Consider the following 17,924-nt stretch of genomic DNA (forward strand, 5'->3'; position numbering starts at 1 on the left):
GGTCTGCTCCGCAGACGCGACGCGCCGCCGCTACGCGGCGGGAAAGAGCAGCGCTCCGCGCTGCTCTGCCGGCCCTCCGGGCCGGCGCCGGGCAACTCCGTTGCCCGGCAACCGAATCGCTCCGCGATTCGGTTCAGTAATTCGCTCCGCGAATTACTGTGGCTGGCTGCAGGATCAGCGGGACGCCGTTTTCGGCTTTCCCTCGTTCAATTGACGGAGTGTCAGAAGTATTCCTGACACTCCGTCAGGAATACTTGCCCCTCCTCGCAGAACCAGCTCAAAATCCCATGACGCTAAGCAGCAAACCCAATATTCGAAACATACTCGAACTGCCCCCACTGCGAGCCAAGATCTACCACAGCATCATCGACCCACACCTCATCAAGGACAGCACGATCACCCCTGGACCAGGCCTCAACGATACGGTCCCAGTGACGGACATTCAGCGTACGGAACTCCACCACCCGCTGACGCGGCCTCTCCACCTGCGACTGATTCAGCGGATGGAACTCCACCCGGGTCCCCCGGCCATCCCGATTCAGACGAACCAGAAGATACCGGGCCACGTTACGGCGACGCACCGCCCGGTACGCAGCCTCGACCCTCTCCAAGTTCCGCTTCGACGGACTCCGCTTACCCTCCAGCCACGCCTTCACCGTACGGTCAGTGACCGTGAGGCCCGCCTCACGCGCAGCCTGACGAGCCCGCTCAGTACGCGTCAGATAATGCAGACGCGCCACCAGACCACGCCGCACAGTAATAGGAGTAGCAATGAAACCGGCGAGCTGATCGAGCTGACGAGCAACAGCCTCATGACCCTTCACACCACGAGCACCATACTTACCGAACTCGTCATTCCTCTCCGGCATCCGTGCTTTCCCTTTCCCGGATTTCAAGAACTACATCCCGTGTATCCAAGCAAAAGAATACCTCAAAACGCGATGCCCTGCGGCAAGTTGCTCCCTTCGTCTCTCCTCTAAGCTCCCGTATCTCAAGAACTGTTACCGTACAAGGAAATGAAACACACCTCGACTGGAGCCATAATTCAGCTCCTGCAGGCTGGATACATTCATTCGAGTGGCACACGATTCTCTTCGCGGGGCTCCAGCTGAACGTGCGTCAATCACCGGCCGGTCAACGCGGTACACAAGGTGATTCCAGGTATCGACCGGCTTGTCCAGCTCCAGGCTTCCCACCCCAACCCGGCGCAGCCCGGCCTTCTCCAGTGAACTCCACGAAGCACGGTTGGCTGCCATAACGAGGTGCGACGGTCAGTGGGTGGGGCGGATCATTACCGTGAGAAGCGGGGAGGCCGCTGACGGCTGACTCTGCCCGATGTCCTGATACCCCCACGACTGGTAGAGACGGTGGACTTTCCCGTCACCAGCAGCCGGATTGACCATGAGTGTGACGAACGGTTCGTCGCGGTCGGCGAGCAGGGTGTCATGGATACGGAGCGCGGTGCCGGTGCCCCGCCATGCAGGCCGTACGCCGATCTCTTTCAACGCTACGGCTGGCCGACTGGTGTACTGCTCCGCCGGTTCTGGGGTGGTGCGCTGCCAGTACCGGTCACCGTGCTTGATGCGGTTGCCGTAGGCGTAGCCGACCGGATGTCCGTCTGAGTAGGCGAGGACGGCCACGAATCCCGGCTCGGCGCCGTGCCGGTCCAGACGCTCCCCGAATGCGGTGACGGCGTAGTTCGGCAGGTGCAGCAGCGGGGCACGCACCTCGGCGTACACGTCGAGCAGGTCGCCGCGGGCGGCGTGGAGTTGGGCGAAGGTACGGAGTTCGATCGTGGGTGCCGTGGTCATGCTGTGGCCCTCCATGCGGCGGTGTGCTCGGTCCAGGTGTGTGCGGTGGAGCTGTTCGGTGCGATGGCACGAAGCGCCGCCCCGAACTCTTGCAGCATCCGGGAGACACGGGCGTGTTGGGTAGCGGTGTCGGCCGGAACCGTCATCGCGGTCGCCGTGGCGGCGTCGGCGTCGCCCTGGGCGAGTTGGGCGTGTGCAAGGCGGCTGGTGGTGATCGACCGGGATCGGTGCATGTGCGGTCGCAGGGCGCCCAGGCTGTGGTGTGCGTACTCGGCGGCAGGATAGTCGCCGATGGACAGGTAGGCCGAGAGCGCGAGGGAGTGCAGTTCCGCCTCGTCGTAGAAGGCGATCAGCCACACGGGGCGGTAGGCGCCGGGGTCGGCGCGGCTCATGGCGTCCTGTGCCTGGTCGAGTGCGCGGCGCAGGCCGCTGCGGTCGTGTGCGACGCCCTGAATGGCCATCTGCCGGGCCATGCCGAGCGAGGCGAACATGGGGTCGCGGCGCGTGATGTGCAGGTTCCGGGCGACGTCGTACGCGGCGGAGGCATCGGCGGGGCGCCCCATGTGCCGGTACAGGCTGCCCGCGTGGGACCAGATTCGGAATTTGATCGCCTGGTCTCCGGAGAGCTCGGCGAGGGCCTGCGCCTCGCGCATGTGCCCGACGGCCTCGTGGTAGCGGCGGCCGTCGATCGCGGCCCACATCGCGGAGGACCGGAACGAGGCGGCACAGGCATACAGGTTGCTGCGTACCCGCTGGGTGGCACTGCCGGAGTTCTGGAGGTTCAGGGCCTCGCCGGCGAGGGAGACGGCCCGGTGCTCGATGCCGAGTTTCCCGCCGTGGCGGTGGTCGCTGGCGATGACGTCGGTGAACTTGTGCTGTAAGCGTTCGATGTCGCCCATGCCGATTCGGCGGAGTGATGCCGGTCTGGGGGCGGCTGCCGCTGCGGCTGTGGCGAGGCCGCCCGTAACGATGGTGCGGCGTTTCATGGGGTCCTCCTGCAGTGGAGCTGGCGGACGGAGTCCGGCCCCGCGGTGAGAACCCTAGGGCGACGGCAGGCAGCCCGGTGACGTCCTCTAACGCCCGGCGCGTGGCTGCATTGGGCCACCGGACACGCCCAGATCGCCAGTCCCGGACTGTGCGGCCCTCGAAGCTGCCCGACTTTCCGGTGAGGCGTTCAAGGGCCGAATTGAGGGCTCGGGACAGGGTGTTAGAGCTGTGACCGTGCTCGGTCATCCACGCCTCAAGAGCGGTGTTGCGCGTGGTGTCCATGACCGCACCGTAGACCTGCGTGCACACACAGTCAGGTAAATGAGTAGTCAAAACCCCCTAGGGGGAGCACTGCGGTGGCCTTGCATATCCCCTAACTCCGGCCTGTGGAACGGGTGTTACCTGTTGCGTGCGACCGCCGCAGCCCTGCCCTTCGAGGGGTTCGGCGGCATACCGTCCCCCGACACACCGCGAGCGATGAGGCCGCGATGACAGCAGTACAACCAAAACCCGAGTACAGCGAGACGTTCGAGCGGACACCGGCGGCAGTCGGCATAAGCCGAGACCTTGTCCGGCATGCCGCGAGTGCCTGGGAGCTGGATGGCTATGTGACCGAGAGCGCCGTCTTGGTGGTCTCGGAACCGGTGACCAACGCGGTAAAGCACACGCGGTCCCGGCACCTGTTGGTCATCGTGGAGATACCAGTGGATGACCGGCTGCGTCTCGTGGTCGTCGACTTCGCTCCGGACCTCATCCCCGTCCTGCGCACTGTCTGCTCCGACTCGCCCGACGGGCGCGGCCTGGCCCTGGTCGACGCGCTCGCTGACCGCTGGGGCTACGACCTGCTGGGACCGTCAGGGCACCCAAGCCGCAAGAGGACGTGGGCCGAACTCGCCGTGTCCGCCAAGCCCGGGGATCAGTGATCGGCGGATGTACTCCTGTCCGCCTCCAGACAAGGAGATCGCCCGGGCGGAGCCCGCTAGCCCAGCGCCGGGCTGGGATTCCCCCGGCCGTCGCCTTGGTGATCCCCCTGGTGGCGCCCTGGCAGGGTCAGTTGTGGCGCCGCCGCACACCAGCGCAATTGCGCGCCCGCCGCCGCGAGGATGGGGTCGTCAGTGGGCCCACAGCTGTGAGCGGCGCCGACGGGGTGGCCATCTACCGGGCATGGTGACGACGGGCCATGCTGCGACCGAGCGACCGAAGGAGGATCCCATGGCGAATGTCCTCCCGTGGGGGCTGAGCAGGATGGAGCCGTTCCCGCGTGGTGTTCCAGTGGCGTCTGTGCGGCTCGTCCTTGATGCGGAGACGCAGATTCCCGCGCGGCTCGGCGAGGGCGGGTTGCCGGTGGTGACGGGCAAGCACCGCAAGACCAATGTCGGCACGGAGACGACCACGACGACCGGGGACCGGCAAGGCGCAGACCAGGGAAGCGATCAGGACAAGGAGCCGCTGTACGGTGCCCCGACCTCTTCGAGCACCTTGCCCTCCCTCGTCGTACGGATGCTTCAGGCCGCGGGAGTCCGCGCGCAGGACAGGGTGCTGGAGATCGGCACGGGCACCGGGTACTCGACCGCTCTTCTGTGCCACCGGCTGGGGGGCAGGAGTGTCGTCTCCATCGAGTACGACCCCGCGCTCGCCGCAGACCGCATTCATGCCTGCGGATACAGCCCGAGACTGATCACCGGCGACGGGCTGGAAGGCTATGAGGACGAGGCCGAGTACGACCACACGATCGTCACGTGCGCGGTACGTACGATCCCCCGGGCGTGGATCTGGCAGACCCGCGCCGAGGGCACCATCACCGTGACTCTGGGCGGGTGGATGCAAGCACACGGCCTGGTCAGGCTGACCGTCAACGAGGACGGCAGCGCGGTCGGCCGATTCACCGGAGAGACCATCTCGTACATGCTGGCCCGCCCGCACCAGCCCCCGCCCCGCAGCAGCTACTACCGCCACGCGGGCCAGACCCGTACGACCACTGTCGATCCGGGCCTGCTGCGGGACTGGACCGGCCTGGGAGTTCGGTCCAGGTCCGTCACTGTGCGGTTGCTGCCCTGGGCTGGCGGGCGGGTCTGGTCGGTGGGCTAAGGCAGCTCCTTACGTCTAAGGCCCCCGCCCCGGCGGAAGATGCGGAACCTTCCCGATGTCCCGGACCTGGCTGGGAAGCGAAGGTGGAGTCATCGCACAGGGCGAGAGACCAACATCCCAGGGGGACACGGAAATGTTCGACTACGAGATCCACCAGTTCCGCGCCGCCGAGCTCGCCGCCCAGGCCGCTCACCACCGTCTCGTACGGGAAGCGCGCAAGGCGGCCAAGCCGCGGACGTGGGGCCGGGTGCTGGGCCGGGAGGCCGTCGAGGCCCGCCTGGCCGCGCAGCGCACCGGAACCGTCGCCCGCCAGGCCGACCGTTACGCCCGCGCCGCCTGACCTGCGGGGCGGGTGCCCACCGCCCTGTCCCCCGCCCAGCCGTCACTTCTTCGTCGAGTCACCCGAAGCCGCTGCCGTGTTTTTCGCCGTGTCCCCGTGCGGCTCGTGCCTGTCCCACACCCGCAGCGCGGCCCGGGCCTCATGCTCCATGTCATCGTTACGGGCGTGGGGTGCGTGCCTCGATCCGGTGGTCGAAGGCGGCGCCGCCGACGCCGACCGTGGTCAGCCCGCCGTCGATGGTGAGGACGGCGCCGTTGACGTAGGACGCGGCGGGTGACAGGAGCCAGTCGATCGCCTCGGCGGCCTCCTGCGGTTCACCGGGCCGCCTGGCGGGCGTCAGCCGGGTCGCCTCCTCGTACGCTGCCTCGGCGCCGCCCGCCAGGCCTGCCTCTGCCGCGAACCGGGTCATCCGCTGGTCGGCCATCTCGGTGCGCACCCAGCCCGGGCACACGGTGTTGGCCCGCAGCCCCTGTGGGCCGTAGTCGACGGCCAGGGAGCTGCAGAGGTGGAGCAGGGCCGCTTTGGATGTCGCGTAGGCGGCGTTGCCGGCGCTGTTGCGGAGGGCTGCGACGGAGGCGACGGCGACGACTGCGCCGCGGGCGGCCAGCAGGTGTGGCAGTGCGGCGCGCAGCAGGAGGAAGGGGCCGGTGAGGTTGGTTCGCATCAGCTTTTCCCAGTCCTCGACGGTGGTGTCGCCGACCGCGCCTCCTCCCCCGGTTCCGGCGTTGAGGACCAGGCCGTCGAGTCTTCCGTAGGCGGTCATCGTCGTGTCGACGAGCTCGCGCACGGCCTGGGGGTCGGCGGCGTCGGACGGGTGGGCCAGTGCTCCGGTCTCCTTGGCCACCTGGCGCAGTGGCTCGGGCCGCCGCCCGGAGATCACGACCTGGTGCCCGTGTGCGCGCAGCAGGCGGGCGGTGGCGGCGCCGATTCCTGTTCCTCCGCCCGTGACCAGGACAACACGCTGTTCCGACATGGTCGTTCGCCTCCGAAGATCGGCTTCCTGCTCCCTGCTCGCCGAGCATACGAAGGGCCGGCGCCGGCGGGCCGGGCGGGTCCGGCGGGCCTGTTCCGGATGGTTCGTTCCCATTGGTCGGCAATGTGTTGCGGGAGGGTGGTCGTCTGGGCTGTGGGGCCCGCTCTCCCGGGCTTGTCGTTTTTCGATATGTTCACCTAGGGTGGAGCATATCGAAAGTCGATAGAGAAGGTTGATTGTGAACACTCGTCTGACCCGGACCGTGGGCTTGGTATCCATGCTGTTGGCCGTGGTGCTCGGGCTGGCCTTCGCGGCCCAGAGCACCCTGCGCCTGTTCGACGACGGGACGGTGTGCGCGAAGACCGGATTCTGGGCCAACGCCAAGCTGGAGGGCGGCCTGCCGGTGGAGGCGGGGGTGGAGGCGTCCAGTAGCCAGGCGCGGCTGTGCCAGCACGGTCCCTCGTTCGCGCAGCGGGCGGCGAGCGTGGGGGACGAGCTGGCCTGGGGGCTGTTCGCGGTGGTGGCGCTGGTGGTGTTCGCCCTGCTGCTGAAGGCGATCGTCGAGAACGGGCCGTTCACGAACCCCGCGGCCCAGTACCTGACGCGGCTGGGCTGGGTGGTGACCCTGGGCGCGCCGCTGACCTCCCTGGCCACCGGGTGGTCGCATGCCTGGCTGGTGGAGAGCATGGCACCGGTCGCGGGATCCAACCTGCGGATGGACGGGCCGCTGGAGCTGGTCGTGCCGGGTCTGGCCGCCCTGATCCTGGGTAAGATCATGCGCCAGGGCGTGGGCATGCGGGAGGACCTCGAAGGGACGGTGTGATGGCCGACGAGGAACTCCACTCCATCCGCATCCACCTGGACCGGGTGCTGGCCGAGCGCGGCATGACCCTCACCGAACTCTCCGCGCGGGTGGGGATCACCGTGGTGAACCTGTCCATCCTCAAGAACGGCCGCGCCAAGGCGGTCCGCTTCTCCACCCTGTCGAAGATCTGCGACGTCCTGCGCTGCCAGCCGGGGGATCTGATCACCCATCATCCTGACGCTCCGGACTGAACTCCCGCGCCCCCGCCCAGAGCGGCACGGACCCGGCCGGCGCGGTCCGCGGGATGGTGTGTGTGCGGCCCGGCCGGTCAGTGCTGGATCAGGCCGCCGGTGGGGACGGGAGCGGTGTGGCCGGTCGGCGGGGCGGTCCGTGCCAGGGCCAGGCCGACGTCGACCCGGATCACCGTGTCGAGGGGGTCCTCCGCGTGTTCCACCCGTCCGCCCGGAAGCGTCCAGGTGGACTCGCCTTGCGCGGAGATGTGGCGGGCGAGCAGTACCCGTCCGTCCTCGATGCACACGGCGTATGCCGCCAGCCTCAAACTCACTCCCCTGCGTCCGGGCGCCCGTCCGCCGCCGGACGCCCCGTCGGGGCGGCGTCCGGCGGCGGGCGGTGTGGTGCGGGAGGGCTCAGTGTCCGGTCGGTCCGTCCGCCGGCTTGGCGGTCGGCGTCCACTTCTTGGCCGTCTTGCCGTTGAGGTCCCAGACCACCTGACCGGCGCGGACGGTGAGCTCGGCGGTCAGCTTCTGGGTGCCGTCCACGCGGAAGCCGAAGCTGTCCACGTACCCGAACGTGCCCTGCTGGCGGGCGAGGACCGCGATGTCGGCGGGCGCGCCCACCGAGAGGTTGCCCAGGTCGGTGCGCTTGATCGCCTTCGCCGGCTTCCACGTCGAGGCGTCGATGACGTCCTTCAGCGGCATGTTGAGGGCGAGGAACTTGGACATGACGTTGGTCTGGTCCTTCATGCCCGAGTTCATGCTGGTGATGTGCAGGTCGGTGGAGATGGCGTCGGGGGTGAAGCCCGCCTTCAGCGCCGGGACCGCGACCCTCCAGCCGAAGCTGCCGCCGCCGTGGCCGACGTCGTAGAGGACGCCGCGGTCGCGTCCCTGCTGCATGGCCGGGTTGAGCTTGCCGTCTTCGCCCAGCTCGCCGCGGTTTCCGGAGTAGGCGTGCGAGTAGATGTCGCCGGGGCGCAGCTTCTCGGTGAGCAGCGTCTTCAGGGGGCGTTCGGGGCGGGGCTCGCCGAAGTCGACCAGTACCGGGACGTTTGCGTCCTTTCCGGCCTGGATGGAGTTGTCGACCGGTGTCCATTCCGGTCCCTCGTAGTGCGCTGTCTTGATGCCGACGATCGTGTCCGGGTACTGGCGGGCCTTCTCGGCGGCCGGGCCCGGCTTCATGTCGCTGAGGTCCTGTTCGGCGGGGTTGCCCGCCATGCCCTTGCCGACGATGTTGAGGAAGGCGAGCACGCGGGTCTTGGACCGGTCGATGGTGTTCTTCTTGAACAGGTCGAAGTTGGCGGCGCCGGCGGATCCCGCGTCCACGGCGGTGGTGACGCCGGAGCGGAAGGTGAAGCCGTCGGGGGCGACGCCGTTCTTGCCGTTCGCGTACGCGTCCTCGGGCCCGTTGAAGAGGTGGGCGTGCAGGTCGATCAGGCCCGGTGTGACGAAGTTGCCGTCCGCGTCGACGGTCTGCTTGGTGGCCGAGGTGTCTATGTTCTCCGCCACCTTGGCGATCTTTCCGTCCTTGACGGCGACGTCGCGTACGGCATCGATGTTGTTCTTGGGGTCGATGACGTGGCCGCGGCGGATGACGAGGTCGTACGCCTCCGCGGCGCTGGTCTTCGTTCCGGCCGACACGCCGGCGGAGGGGGTGGCGCCGACCGTGGCGCCGATGAGGAGGGCGATCCCTGCGGGCAGCAGGATTTTGTGGAGCCGGTCTCTTGTGGGCATGCGGGTTCCCATCTCAGATGACGGCGATGTGGTCTAGACAACTGTGCCCGATGGGGCGCCTTTCAATCAATGAGGCGGCCACGCATTTCCCGCGCCGGGCGGCAGGGCGCTCATTTCAGGCCACGCCAAGAGCCGCGCCAGGGGCGGGAGTTGACTGTTCCGCGCGGTCGGCGTGTTCGGCGGTCGCGGCCTTGGCGCGGGGCGGGTGCGGGAGGCGCGGGCCCGGCGGCCCGGGCCGGGCGCCGCTCGTTTCCTGCTGCGGGCTGCCCTTGCTTCCTCGCTGGTCAGCCTCCGGGACGTGGGCCTGGAGCGGGGGCGAAGGGGTCCGCGACGGGCGGCAGCGGGCGGGCGGCTCCACGGTCTGCGCCATCGGGCGGGCGCGCGCCGCGGCTCCGCGCTCGCTCCCGCGCGCTGCGCACGCCTGCGCCTCGCCAGGACAGGCCGGAAACAGATCTTGACGCGTCGTCAGCCGTTTGGTGCAGCATGTGCAACGGACTCACGACCGGCCCTTCGGCCGACTGGCCCGTCGGGGTCCCTTCGGTCAGGCCAAGGGCGCGTGCAGCCTGCCCGCCCGCACCGCCGCGCCGGGAGACCCGGGCCCCTGCCAGGGCGAGGCGGAGGCCAGGGTTTGCCCCATCCGCTTGACGGCCTGTTCGCTCAGGCCTTCCAGGGTCGGGACGGCGGCGCGGCTGAGCCCTCTCATGGCCAGGGGTGCGAAGGGGCGGAAGAGCGGGGCGAAGCCGAGGCCGCACCGGTAGACGATGCGGCAGCGCGTGTCGTCGACGGGCTCGATCCGCACGCGTTCGACGAACTTCGAGAAGACCTCGGGCCGGAGGCCGGCAGCGGTGAACGACCACGGGTGCGGCTCGTCCCAGCCGACGAAGCGCTCCTTGCGCTGGCCCGGTCCCCAGCGGCGCCTGCGCCACGGCCGCAGCAGGAACCTATTTTTCCTATTCATTCAGTGGTGCGGTCTTTTCCGCGTTATGTCGCCTGCTGGGCTTTCTGGGGCTTTTGATGTCCCGGCCGGTCCCGTCGGCCGTCTCCCCGGCTGGGGCCGGGGTGGGGGCCGGGGGCCGGGGGCTGCCCTGCTGATGTTCTGATGTCGTGGGTCTTGTGCGGAACGATATTGCTCGGCAGGGCCTCTCCCTGTCTGTACGGCTGTACCCCTGAAGAGGAGTTGTTCTGCATGGTCCGTCGTTTTCGTGTGCTGCTGCTGACCGCCTTGGCGCTGGTCGCGGGCTCGGTGCTGTCGTCCCCGCCGGCCTTCGCCGTCATCGGCGGGTCGAAGAGCACCTACGGGCCGTGGGCGGTACGCATGCTCGTCGACGGCAAACCGGCGTGCACGGGGACGGCGGTCTCGCGCCAGTGGATCCTCACCGCCTCGCACTGCTTCTACGAGCAGGCGCGGCCGGTCGCCGACAAGCGGATCTCCTTCCGGGTGGGCAACCTCGACATGCGCAAGGGCAAGACGGTCCGCCCCATACCCCGCAAGCGTGTGGGCAGCGCGCACGCCGACATGATGCTCATCAAGGTCGCGCCGATGAACGTCCGCACGGCACGCCTGTCCACGGTCGGTGTCCACCGCGGCCAGGCCGTGCGCCAGTACGGGTGGGGTGCCACCTGCACCACGGACGAGAGCGCCTGCCAGTCGCCCGTCCTCAAGCAGTCGGACCTGAAGGTCGTACGGCCCAACGACCCTAGGTGCGCGGGCCTCACCGCCCCGGGCGGGCCCGACTTCTGCATGAAGAAGGTGTCGGGGATTCCCGCCGGGGGTGACTCCGGAGGCCCGGTGATGACCGTCGGCCCGCGGGGCACCGAGAAGCTCATCGGCGTCTTCAACGGCTCCGACCGGGAGAAGGGCGCCGAGGCCGGAGAGGTGTCCCAGCAGCTCTCCTGGATCCGCTCGGTCATCCGGCGATAGCCGCTGCGGGGCAGGCCGCGCCGCGCCCCGGAACGTGATGGTGAAGGACTTGGCGGGCGCCCTTTCGGCCCCGGCCGGCCCTCCCCCGTCATGTTCCGGGGCGCGGCTGCGTTGTGTCCGGCGCGGGGTGCCGGCCGGGCAGGCCGGTGCGGTGCGCCGCCGTGTTCAGGGTGCGCAGGGCCAGCAGCAGGACGCCGATGTCGTCCAGGTAGACGGGGTCGGGGAGCAGGTCCACCGGGGAGATCGTGTAGATGAGGGCGCCGTAGAAGGCCAGTTTGTTCTGCAGGGGGATTCCCGCGTCGCGCAGCCGGCGCCGGGCGCGCAGGAGCCGCAGGAACAGCACGAGTGCGGCTCCTGCGGCCGCCACGAGCAGCACCGCCGCGGTGATGAGCAGTGCCGCTGGCCAGTGGTGGTCACTGTTCATCCGTTCCCCTCCTTCTGGGCCGGCGCCGCTGGTCCCGGCAGCGTCCCACGGGCCTGGCGGGACGCCGGGGATGCGCGCCCCGGCACGGCCGTCCCCTTTCTCGCGTACCCCGTGAGCGGCGGTGCTGTGCGCCGTCCGCCCCCGCTCGCTTGCGGCCGTTGGGGAGAAGCCCGGCGTGGCTGTGGTGTCCGCCCGGTGGGGAGGGGGCAGGGTTCTCGCGGTGCTGTGGTGGGATTCCGGGAGGTGGGCTGGGTGGTCACGGATCGGCATGGCCAGGAGATGAAGGGCACCGGTGCGGTGGCGGTGCGGCATTACGAGCGGGCCCTTGAGGAGCTTCTCTTCTTCCGTGAGGAGGTGGTCGGGGAGGTCGGGGCCGTACTGGAGGCCTCGCCGCGCTCGGTCATGGGCCACGTCTTCCAGGCCTATCTCGGGCTGCTGGGGACGGAGGAGAAGGACGCGGCCGAGGCGGCCGCGGCGTTCGGGGTATTCCGCCGGCAGGTCCCGGTGGAGGGGCTGACGGTGCGTGAGCGCATGCATGTGGAGGCTGCTTCGTCCTGGCTGGGTGGTGACATGCACCGGGCCGGGCGGGTGCTCGGCGAGCTCGTGGTGGCGTATCCCCGGGACGCGCTCGCGCTGGCGGTGGGCCATCAGATCGACTTCTTCACGGGGGATGCCGTGCTGTTGCGGGACCGCATCGGCGGGGCGCTGGCCGCCTGGGACCGGGACGACCCGCACTACGGGCTGCTGCAGGGCATGTACGCGTTCGGCCTGGAGGAGGCCGGGCACTACGGGCTTGCCGAGCAGGTGGGCCTGGAGGCCGTCGAGCGCAACGCCCGTGACGTGTGGGGCATCCACGCCGTCGTGCACGCCTATGAGATGCAGGGGCGGCACGAGGACGGCATCGGCTACCTCGACGCCCGGCGGCAGGCGTGGTCGGCCGGCAACTATCTGAACGTGCACAACTGGTGGCACTACGCCCTGTACCTGCTGGAGACGGGGCGCGTCGATGAGGTCCTGGCGGTCTATGACGCGGCCCTGCACCACGACGGTTCGGCCGGGGCGGCGATGGAGCTGCTGGACGCCGCCGCGCTGCTGTGGCGCCTGTATCTCGCGGGCGCCGACACCGGCGGCCGGTGGCCGGTGCTGGCCCAGGCGTGGGCGCGGCGGGACGACGGGCCTCATTACGCCTTCAATGACGTCCATGCCGTCATGGCCTACGTCGGTGCCGGCCGTCTCGGGGATGCCGAGCGGCTCATCGGCGCGCGGCAGGGGTGGCTGCGTGATGCCGGGGCGGGGCTGTCGAACGTGGCGATGACCGCCGAGATCGGTCTTCCGGTGTGCCGGGCGCTGGTGGCGTACGGGCGGCGGCGCTACGGCGAGGTGGTGGATCTGCTGCTTCCGGTGCGCCGGCGGCTGCAGGAGTTCGGCGGCAGTCACGCCCAGCGGGACGCCCTGCAGAAGACCCTCGTCGAGGCCGCTCTGCACGCGGGCCGTCATGACCTGGGCCGCACGCTGCTGAGCGAGCGCATCCATCTGCGCTCGCGCTGCCCGTACAACCAGCAGGCGTGGGCGCGTCTGATGGCGAAGGACAGCCAGGGGTGAATGTGTAGTGGTGAGTGAGTGGTGTCCGGTGTGCGGGCGGTGTGGTGGCCGGTAACGGAGGCTGTCGTGGCTCTTGTTCCCGGTGTTTTTCGGGTGCACGCTCGGTGACCGGGTCGGCGACGTAGGGTTCGTCTTGATCTTTCCGAGGGGCATGGGCATCGGCACGGGGCGCCCGGCCGGGCAGGGGCGGGCCGCTGCGTGCGATGTGCCGAGAAATGGGATGCTGGATGAGTTTACGCCGCAGGACAACGGCCAGCGCGCGGCCGGGAGTTGAGGGTTCGGCCGGGCCGGGGGCCGACGGGCCCGCCGGGGTGGGGCGGCGCCGGTTCCTCGGCTATGTGCTGGCCGCCCCCACGCTGGTGGCCGCCGCCGAGCTGGGGACGGCGCCGCCGGCCGGGGCGGAGATCAGCGAACTGGTGGATCTGAACGACCTGATGACGACCGCGGCCCTGCCGACCTCGCACCTGATCACGGTTGAGGTGCACGAGGACGGCACGGTGTCGTTCGCGCTGCCGCGGGCCGAGGTGGGGCAGGGCATCACGACATCGACGGCGATGCTGATCGCCGAGGAGCTGGGGGTGGCCCTGGAACAGGTACGCATCACGCTGGCCGACGCGCGGCCGGAGCTGGTGTTCAACCAGCTCACCGGCGCCTCCAACACCACCATCTCGACCTACACCCCCATCCGGGTCGCCGCCGCCGTGGCGCGGGAGCGGCTGCTGCGGGCCGCGGCCGCCGAGCTCGGCTCGAAGGCCTTTGAGCTGACGCTCACGGCGGGCGCCGTCACCGGCCCCGCGGGCACGAGCGTCGGGATCGGGGAGCTGGCGAAGAAGGCGGCGAGCCACACGGTGCGCCGGCAGTGGGTGGACCTCAAGGAACGCGAGCAGTTCACGGTCATCGGCCGGCCCCACAACCGCATCGACGCGCTCGCCGCGGTGACGGGGCGCAAGAAGTTCGCGATGGACCTCGACGTCGCCGGGGCCAGGCCGACCATGGTGTGCCGGGCGCCGACCATCAACGGCCGGGCCGGTTCGGTGGCCAACCTCGACGAGGTCCGGGCCATGGCGGGCGTCACCGACGTCGGGGTGGTCTCCACCGGCGTGGCGGTGCGCGCGCAGACCTTCGGCCAGTGCATCGAGGCCGTCCGCGCGCTGCGGGTGCAGTGGAAGCCGGGCAGCGCGGACGGCGCGTCGGACGAGTCGGTCCTCCAGGAGCTGCGGGCCGCGGAGCTGCCGATGGGGCTGCCCCCGCTCACGAAGTCGGTGGAGGCCCGCTTCACCTTCCACTTCCGTGGCAACAGCGCGCTGGAGCCCAACTGCGCGATCGCCGACGTGCGGGCGGACCGGGCGGAGATCTGGTCGGCCCTCAAGGCGCCGATCGTCGCCAAGCAGGCCATCGCGGCACGCCTGGGGCTCGCCCCCGGCGCGGTGACGGTGCACGTCACCGAGGGGGGCGGTTCGTTCGGGCGCAAGCTGTTCTTCGACGCCGCGCTGGAAGCCGCCGAGATCTCCCGGGAGTTCGGCAAGCCGGTCAAGCTCATGTGGCACCGGGCCGACGACGCACGCCAGGGGCGGGCCCACCCCATGGCCACCTCCCGGGTGCGCGCCGCCTACGCCGGGGGCTCGGTGCTCAGCTTCAAGCAGCGGCACACCAGCGTCGCCACCGACCTCGGCCACGGGCTGGGGGAGGTCTTCACCGCCCTGGCCGCGAAGCTGCCGGTGGGCGACGCCGCCTTCTCCCAGACGTTCTTCCACCTGTCGCAGTCGATGCCCTACGACTTCGGCGTGCACAGCCGGCTGCTGAGCGAGACCGACAAGCGGTTCAACACCGGCAGCATGCGCGGTGTCTACTCCCCCGATGTCGTGTGCGCGCGGGAGCTGATCGTCGACCAGCTCGCCGCGCGGATGGACCAGGACCCCTTCGGTTTCCGGCGCGGCGTCATCGGCGACCGCCGCACCCGGGCGGTGCTGGAGAAGGCGGCCGAGGCCGGGGACTGGGGGCGCCCGATGCCGGCCGGGACGGCGCAGGGCATCGCCCTGCACACCGAGTACCACGCGGTCACCGCCGTCCTCGTCGAGATCGACTGCCGTCCCGAAACGGTCGACCGGCCCATCCGTGACGGGGTGGCCGGGCCCCGGGTCACCAAGGCCGTCGTCGCCGTGGACGTCGGCCTCGCCGTCAACCCGCGGGGCCTGGAGGCGCAGATGATGGGCGGTGTCATGGACGGGATCGCCCAGACCCTGACCTCCAGCCTGCACCTGCGCGAGGGGCACTTCCTCGAGGCCAGCTGGGACAACTACTTCTACACCCGCCAGTGGAACACCCCGCCCGAGCTGAAGGTCGTCGTCATGCCGCCCACCACCGGCAAGCCCGGCGGGGCCGGGGAACTGGCCGTCGCCGCGTCGATGGCCGCGGTGGCGTGCGCCTACGGGCGGGCGACGGGCAGCATGCCCACCCGTTTCCCGGTCAACCACGGCACGCTGTCCTTCGTGCCGAAGCCGACCGTGCCGCCCGTTCCCGCATCGCCCACCGACGGCCTGGACCATGTCCGCTGAGCCGCCCCGCCGCATCCACATCGCATCCGTGTCGCATCTGTGCCGCATCCGGCGGGCCTGTGGATACCGCAGGCCCGCCCGGGGCGCCGAATCAAGGAGATCCTGTGCCTGAGCACACGTTTCGTCTGAACGGCGAGCAGGTCACGGTCGAGGCCGCCGACGACGAGAGGCTGCTGTGGGTGCTGCGTGACATCCTGGGCGTGACCGGCCCGAAGTACGGCTGCGGCATCAACGTCTGCAAGGCCTGCACCAGTCACCTCAACGGCAAGGCGGCCAACCCCTGCGCCATCCCGGTCAAGGACCTGGAGCCCACCGACGAGGTCACCACCATCGAGGGCCTGGCCGACACCGTGGACGCCGAGCTGCACCCGATGCAGCAGGCGTGGCTGGAGCAGGACGTGGTCCAGTGCGGCTACTGCCAGCCCGGCCAGATCATGGCGGCGGTGGCGCTGGTGCGCCGCGTCGCACAGGAGGGCCGCAAGATCACGGAGGCCGATCTGGACGGCATCCGCAACATCTGCCGCTGCGGTACGTACTTCCGCATCCGCGAGGCGATCCGGGCGGGCGCCGAACGGATGTGAGAGCGCCCCTCCCCCGGCTTCTGGATGCCCGCCGTGGTGTCAGGGGCCGTGTCAGAGGGGTGTCAGGCGGGTGACAGGCGTGCTGGGGACCGTAGAGGCATCAAGCACCGGGCGGGGCAGCCGCACCGCCGGTCCGAATGCCTCTCAAGGAGCACCTCCTGATGTCTGTCACCCTTCTCGCCCTCACCGACCAGGACAAGAACACCCTGCGCGCCGCCGCCTACGGTGCCGTCTCCCTGATGGCCGCCGCCGATGTGGCAGGCCAGCCCCACAAGGCCGCCACCCACGGCTGCGTCGCGCTGGCCTCCGCCACCGGGCAGGTCGGGCACGTCCTCGCCGAGAAGACGCGGATCACCGGCCTGCACCACGCCTCCGCGGCCGCACTCGCCGACCACGTCCTGCCCGCGCTGGCGGCGACGATGAACCTGCTCCGGGAGCAGGACCCGGCAGCGGCCGCCGCCTTCCGCCACACCGTCATGACCGCGGTGGAGGCGGCCGCCCGGGCGCACCGGGGCGAGCCCGGTCCGGTGCTTGCCGCCATGGCCCGCAAGATCTCCGATGCCCTCGGCGCCTGACCGGGGTGCCGGTCAGGCCGCGCGGTCCTGGCTCCACTGCTGCCGGGTGATCGCGTACTCGACGGAGCTCAGGTCGGTGCCCGGCGGGAACCAGCTGGCGTCGGCGTCGAAGTCGCGTACGTGGCGCAGGCCGACGGCGGCCATGGTCGCCCGGGAGGCGGTGTTGGCCGCCGAGGTCATGGCGCAGATGCGCTCCAGGCCGAGGTCTTCGAAGCCGTGCCGGATCAGTTCGGCCGAGGCCTCGCTGCCCAGCCCCTGGCGCCAGTAGCGGCGCAGCAGCCGGTAGCCGAGTTCGGCCTGTCCCTCAGGCGGTTCCTCGTCGGTGTCTCCCGGCGGCCGCAGGATCCAGTAGCCGGCGAAGTCCCCGTCGACGAACCCGGCCCAGTACCCCAGGCCCTCGGCGCGCCGGGCGTCGGTGAGGGCGGCGCGGTGTGCGGTGTCCACCACCTGTTCCCGGGTGCGGACGCCGCCGAGGTAGCGCATCACCTCGGGGTCGGCGTCCAGCTCGACCTGGTGGTCGATGTGTTCGTCGGACAGCGGGATTAGGTGGACCCGTTCGCTGCGCAAGATCGCTTGTGGCATGGCGTCCAGTATCTACAACCGGGGCAGCCGGTGGTGCTGCGGGGCGCTCCAGCGGGCGCGGCCCGCCACGACGGTGGCGAGGTGGGGCAGGAGCGCGGTGCTGAGGGTCCAGGTCGCGGAGTTGAACAGGTAGGAGGGGCTGTCGGGGACGGCGTAGTACTGGACGGAGTCGGTCACCTGGCGCAGGGGGTGGGTCAGTGTGGTGGGGCCGGTCCAGGGGAAGCCGGCGTGGGGGGTGCGGGAGACGTCCACGATGAGGGTGCCGGGGGTGAGGGCGGCCGTCTGTGCGGGGCTCAGGAGCGTGAGCGGTGGGCCGGTGTGCGGGGGCAGGCAGTTGACGATGAGGTCGTGGCGGGCGAGCAGTTCGGCCAGGGGTCGGTGGCCGGTGGTGGTGACCGCGTGGAGGGTGCCGGTGTCGTCGGTTTCCAGCTGGGCGGTGTGGGGGTCGCCGGGTTCGGGGAAGCGGGTGGTGAGGCGGGTGATGGCGGTGATGTTCTGGGCGCGCAGGGCGCTGACGGCTCCCTGGGCGGCTGCCGTGTCGCCCAGGACGGCCGCGTGCAGGGGCGGGCCCCAGTGGCCGGTGCGGCCGGTGCAGGCCAGGGCGTGGGTCACCGAGCAGTAGCCCGTCAGGGCGTCCGGGTGCCGGGCGTCGGGGGTGTGGCCGGGTCTGGGTGGCAGGGGGTGGGTCAGTGTGGTGGGGCCGGTCCAGGGGA

19 protein-coding genes and 1 pseudogene are annotated in these 17,924 nt (G+C 70.2%); 10 read left to right on the plus strand and 10 right to left on the minus strand.

The window, feature by feature from the left end:
- Window positions 1–293: 293 nt before the first annotated feature.
- The 3 genes from IG74_RS50235 to IG74_RS0141115 form a co-directional block, all read right to left on the minus strand.
- Entirely contained in the window at window positions 294–869 is a 576-nt protein-coding gene (locus IG74_RS50235; RefSeq protein ID WP_078869511.1) for a transcriptional regulator, read from the minus strand.
- A gap of 402 nt (window positions 870–1,271) precedes the next feature.
- A complete protein-coding gene (locus tag IG74_RS0141110) occupies window positions 1,272–1,811 on the minus strand; it encodes a GNAT family N-acetyltransferase (protein WP_030688128.1) in 540 nt (179 codons plus the stop codon).
- Complete coding sequence (locus tag IG74_RS0141115; RefSeq protein WP_037827002.1) at window positions 1,808–2,710, minus strand: hypothetical protein; 903 nt, start codon at window positions 2,708–2,710, stop codon at window positions 1,808–1,810. Before IG74_RS0141115 ends, IG74_RS0141110 begins: the two co-directional genes overlap by 4 nt.
- Before the next feature lie 576 nt (window positions 2,711–3,286).
- Here IG74_RS0141115 and IG74_RS51555 point away from each other — a divergent pair.
- From IG74_RS51555 to IG74_RS0141130, 3 genes are all read left to right on the plus strand, one after another.
- Window positions 3,287–3,721 carry an ATP-binding protein gene (locus tag IG74_RS51555; RefSeq protein ID WP_037827003.1) on the plus strand — a complete coding sequence of 145 codons (435 nt, stop codon included), beginning with the start codon at window positions 3,287–3,289 and terminating at the stop codon, window positions 3,719–3,721.
- A gap of 289 nt (window positions 3,722–4,010) precedes the next feature.
- Window positions 4,011–4,886 carry a putative ATP-grasp-modified RiPP gene (gene tgmA / locus IG74_RS50250; protein WP_051856496.1) on the plus strand — a complete coding sequence of 292 codons (876 nt, stop codon included), beginning with the start codon at window positions 4,011–4,013 and terminating at the stop codon, window positions 4,884–4,886.
- 133 nt (window positions 4,887–5,019) lie between these two features.
- Complete coding sequence (locus tag IG74_RS0141130; protein ID WP_030688143.1) at window positions 5,020–5,226, plus strand: hypothetical protein; 207 nt, start codon at window positions 5,020–5,022, stop codon at window positions 5,224–5,226.
- Window positions 5,227–5,383: 157 nt separating this feature from the next.
- Here the strand turns inward: IG74_RS0141130 and IG74_RS0141135 are convergent, their stop codons facing one another.
- Complete coding sequence (locus tag IG74_RS0141135) at window positions 5,384–6,199, minus strand: SDR family NAD(P)-dependent oxidoreductase (protein WP_030688145.1); 816 nt, start codon at window positions 6,197–6,199, stop codon at window positions 5,384–5,386.
- Window positions 6,200–6,437: 238 nt separating this feature from the next.
- Here IG74_RS0141135 and IG74_RS0141140 point away from each other — a divergent pair, with 238 nt between their 5' ends.
- The gene (locus IG74_RS0141140; RefSeq protein ID WP_030688148.1) at window positions 6,438–7,022 is read left to right on the plus strand and encodes a DUF2975 domain-containing protein; all 585 of its coding nucleotides are present in this window, start codon (window positions 6,438–6,440) and stop codon (window positions 7,020–7,022) included.
- Complete coding sequence (locus IG74_RS0141145; protein WP_030688150.1) at window positions 7,022–7,255, plus strand: helix-turn-helix domain-containing protein; 234 nt, start codon at window positions 7,022–7,024, stop codon at window positions 7,253–7,255. Before IG74_RS0141140 ends, IG74_RS0141145 begins: the two co-directional genes overlap by 1 nt.
- 77 nt (window positions 7,256–7,332) lie before the next feature.
- Here IG74_RS0141145 and IG74_RS0141150 read toward each other — a convergent pair whose 3' ends face one another.
- The 3 genes from IG74_RS0141150 to IG74_RS0141160 all read right to left on the minus strand — a co-directional run bounded on the left by IG74_RS0141150 (window position 7,333) and on the right by IG74_RS0141160 (window position 9,929).
- Complete coding sequence (locus IG74_RS0141150) at window positions 7,333–7,569, minus strand: NUDIX hydrolase (RefSeq protein WP_078869514.1); 237 nt, start codon at window positions 7,567–7,569, stop codon at window positions 7,333–7,335.
- 82 nt (window positions 7,570–7,651) lie between these two features.
- Window positions 7,652–8,971, minus strand: coding sequence for an amidohydrolase/deacetylase family metallohydrolase (locus IG74_RS0141155; protein WP_030688155.1), 1,320 nt, complete (start codon window positions 8,969–8,971; stop codon window positions 7,652–7,654).
- 541 nt (window positions 8,972–9,512) lie between these two features.
- Window positions 9,513–9,929 (minus strand): SRPBCC family protein, encoded by a 417-nt coding sequence (locus tag IG74_RS0141160; protein WP_030688157.1) that lies wholly within the window; start codon window positions 9,927–9,929, stop codon window positions 9,513–9,515.
- 228 nt (window positions 9,930–10,157) lie between these two features.
- On the opposite strand from IG74_RS0141160, the gene IG74_RS0141165 reads away from it, so the two are divergent.
- Window positions 10,158–10,892 carry a S1 family peptidase gene (locus IG74_RS0141165; RefSeq protein WP_030688160.1) on the plus strand — a complete coding sequence of 245 codons (735 nt, stop codon included), beginning with the start codon at window positions 10,158–10,160 and terminating at the stop codon, window positions 10,890–10,892.
- 88 nt (window positions 10,893–10,980) lie between these two features.
- On the opposite strand, the gene IG74_RS0141170 is transcribed toward IG74_RS0141165, so the two are convergent.
- Complete coding sequence (locus IG74_RS0141170; protein ID WP_051856498.1) at window positions 10,981–11,316, minus strand: YkvA family protein; 336 nt, start codon at window positions 11,314–11,316, stop codon at window positions 10,981–10,983.
- Window positions 11,317–11,568: 252 nt separating this feature from the next.
- On the opposite strand from IG74_RS0141170, the gene IG74_RS0141175 reads away from it, so the two are divergent.
- The 4 genes from IG74_RS0141175 (at window position 11,569) to IG74_RS0141195 (ending at window position 16,629) form a co-directional block, all read left to right on the plus strand.
- The gene (locus IG74_RS0141175; protein ID WP_030688164.1) at window positions 11,569–12,918 is read left to right on the plus strand and encodes a tetratricopeptide repeat protein; all 1,350 of its coding nucleotides are present in this window, start codon (window positions 11,569–11,571) and stop codon (window positions 12,916–12,918) included.
- Window positions 12,919–13,145: 227 nt separating this feature from the next.
- A complete protein-coding gene (locus tag IG74_RS0141185; protein WP_078869516.1) occupies window positions 13,146–15,473 on the plus strand; it encodes a molybdopterin cofactor-binding domain-containing protein in 2,328 nt (775 codons plus the stop codon).
- 104 nt (window positions 15,474–15,577) lie between these two features.
- Window positions 15,578–16,054: a (2Fe-2S)-binding protein gene (locus IG74_RS0141190; RefSeq protein ID WP_030688172.1), complete on the plus strand. Its 477-nt coding sequence runs from the start codon at window positions 15,578–15,580 to the stop codon at window positions 16,052–16,054.
- 161 nt (window positions 16,055–16,215) lie between these two features.
- Window positions 16,216–16,629 (plus strand): hypothetical protein, encoded by a 414-nt coding sequence (locus tag IG74_RS0141195; RefSeq protein ID WP_030688174.1) that lies wholly within the window; start codon window positions 16,216–16,218, stop codon window positions 16,627–16,629.
- Window positions 16,630–16,641: 12 nt separating this feature from the next.
- On the opposite strand, the gene IG74_RS0141200 is transcribed toward IG74_RS0141195, so the two are convergent.
- Window positions 16,642–17,211: a GNAT family N-acetyltransferase gene (locus IG74_RS0141200; protein ID WP_030688176.1), complete on the minus strand. Its 570-nt coding sequence runs from the start codon at window positions 17,209–17,211 to the stop codon at window positions 16,642–16,644.
- 12 nt (window positions 17,212–17,223) lie between these two features.
- Window positions 17,224–17,924: pseudogene (locus IG74_RS0141205) on the minus strand (hypothetical protein); the annotation flags it as partial.

Source organism: Streptomyces sp. NRRL B-1347, assembly GCF_000720325.1.
GTDB lineage: Bacteria > Actinomycetota > Actinomycetes > Streptomycetales > Streptomycetaceae > Streptomyces.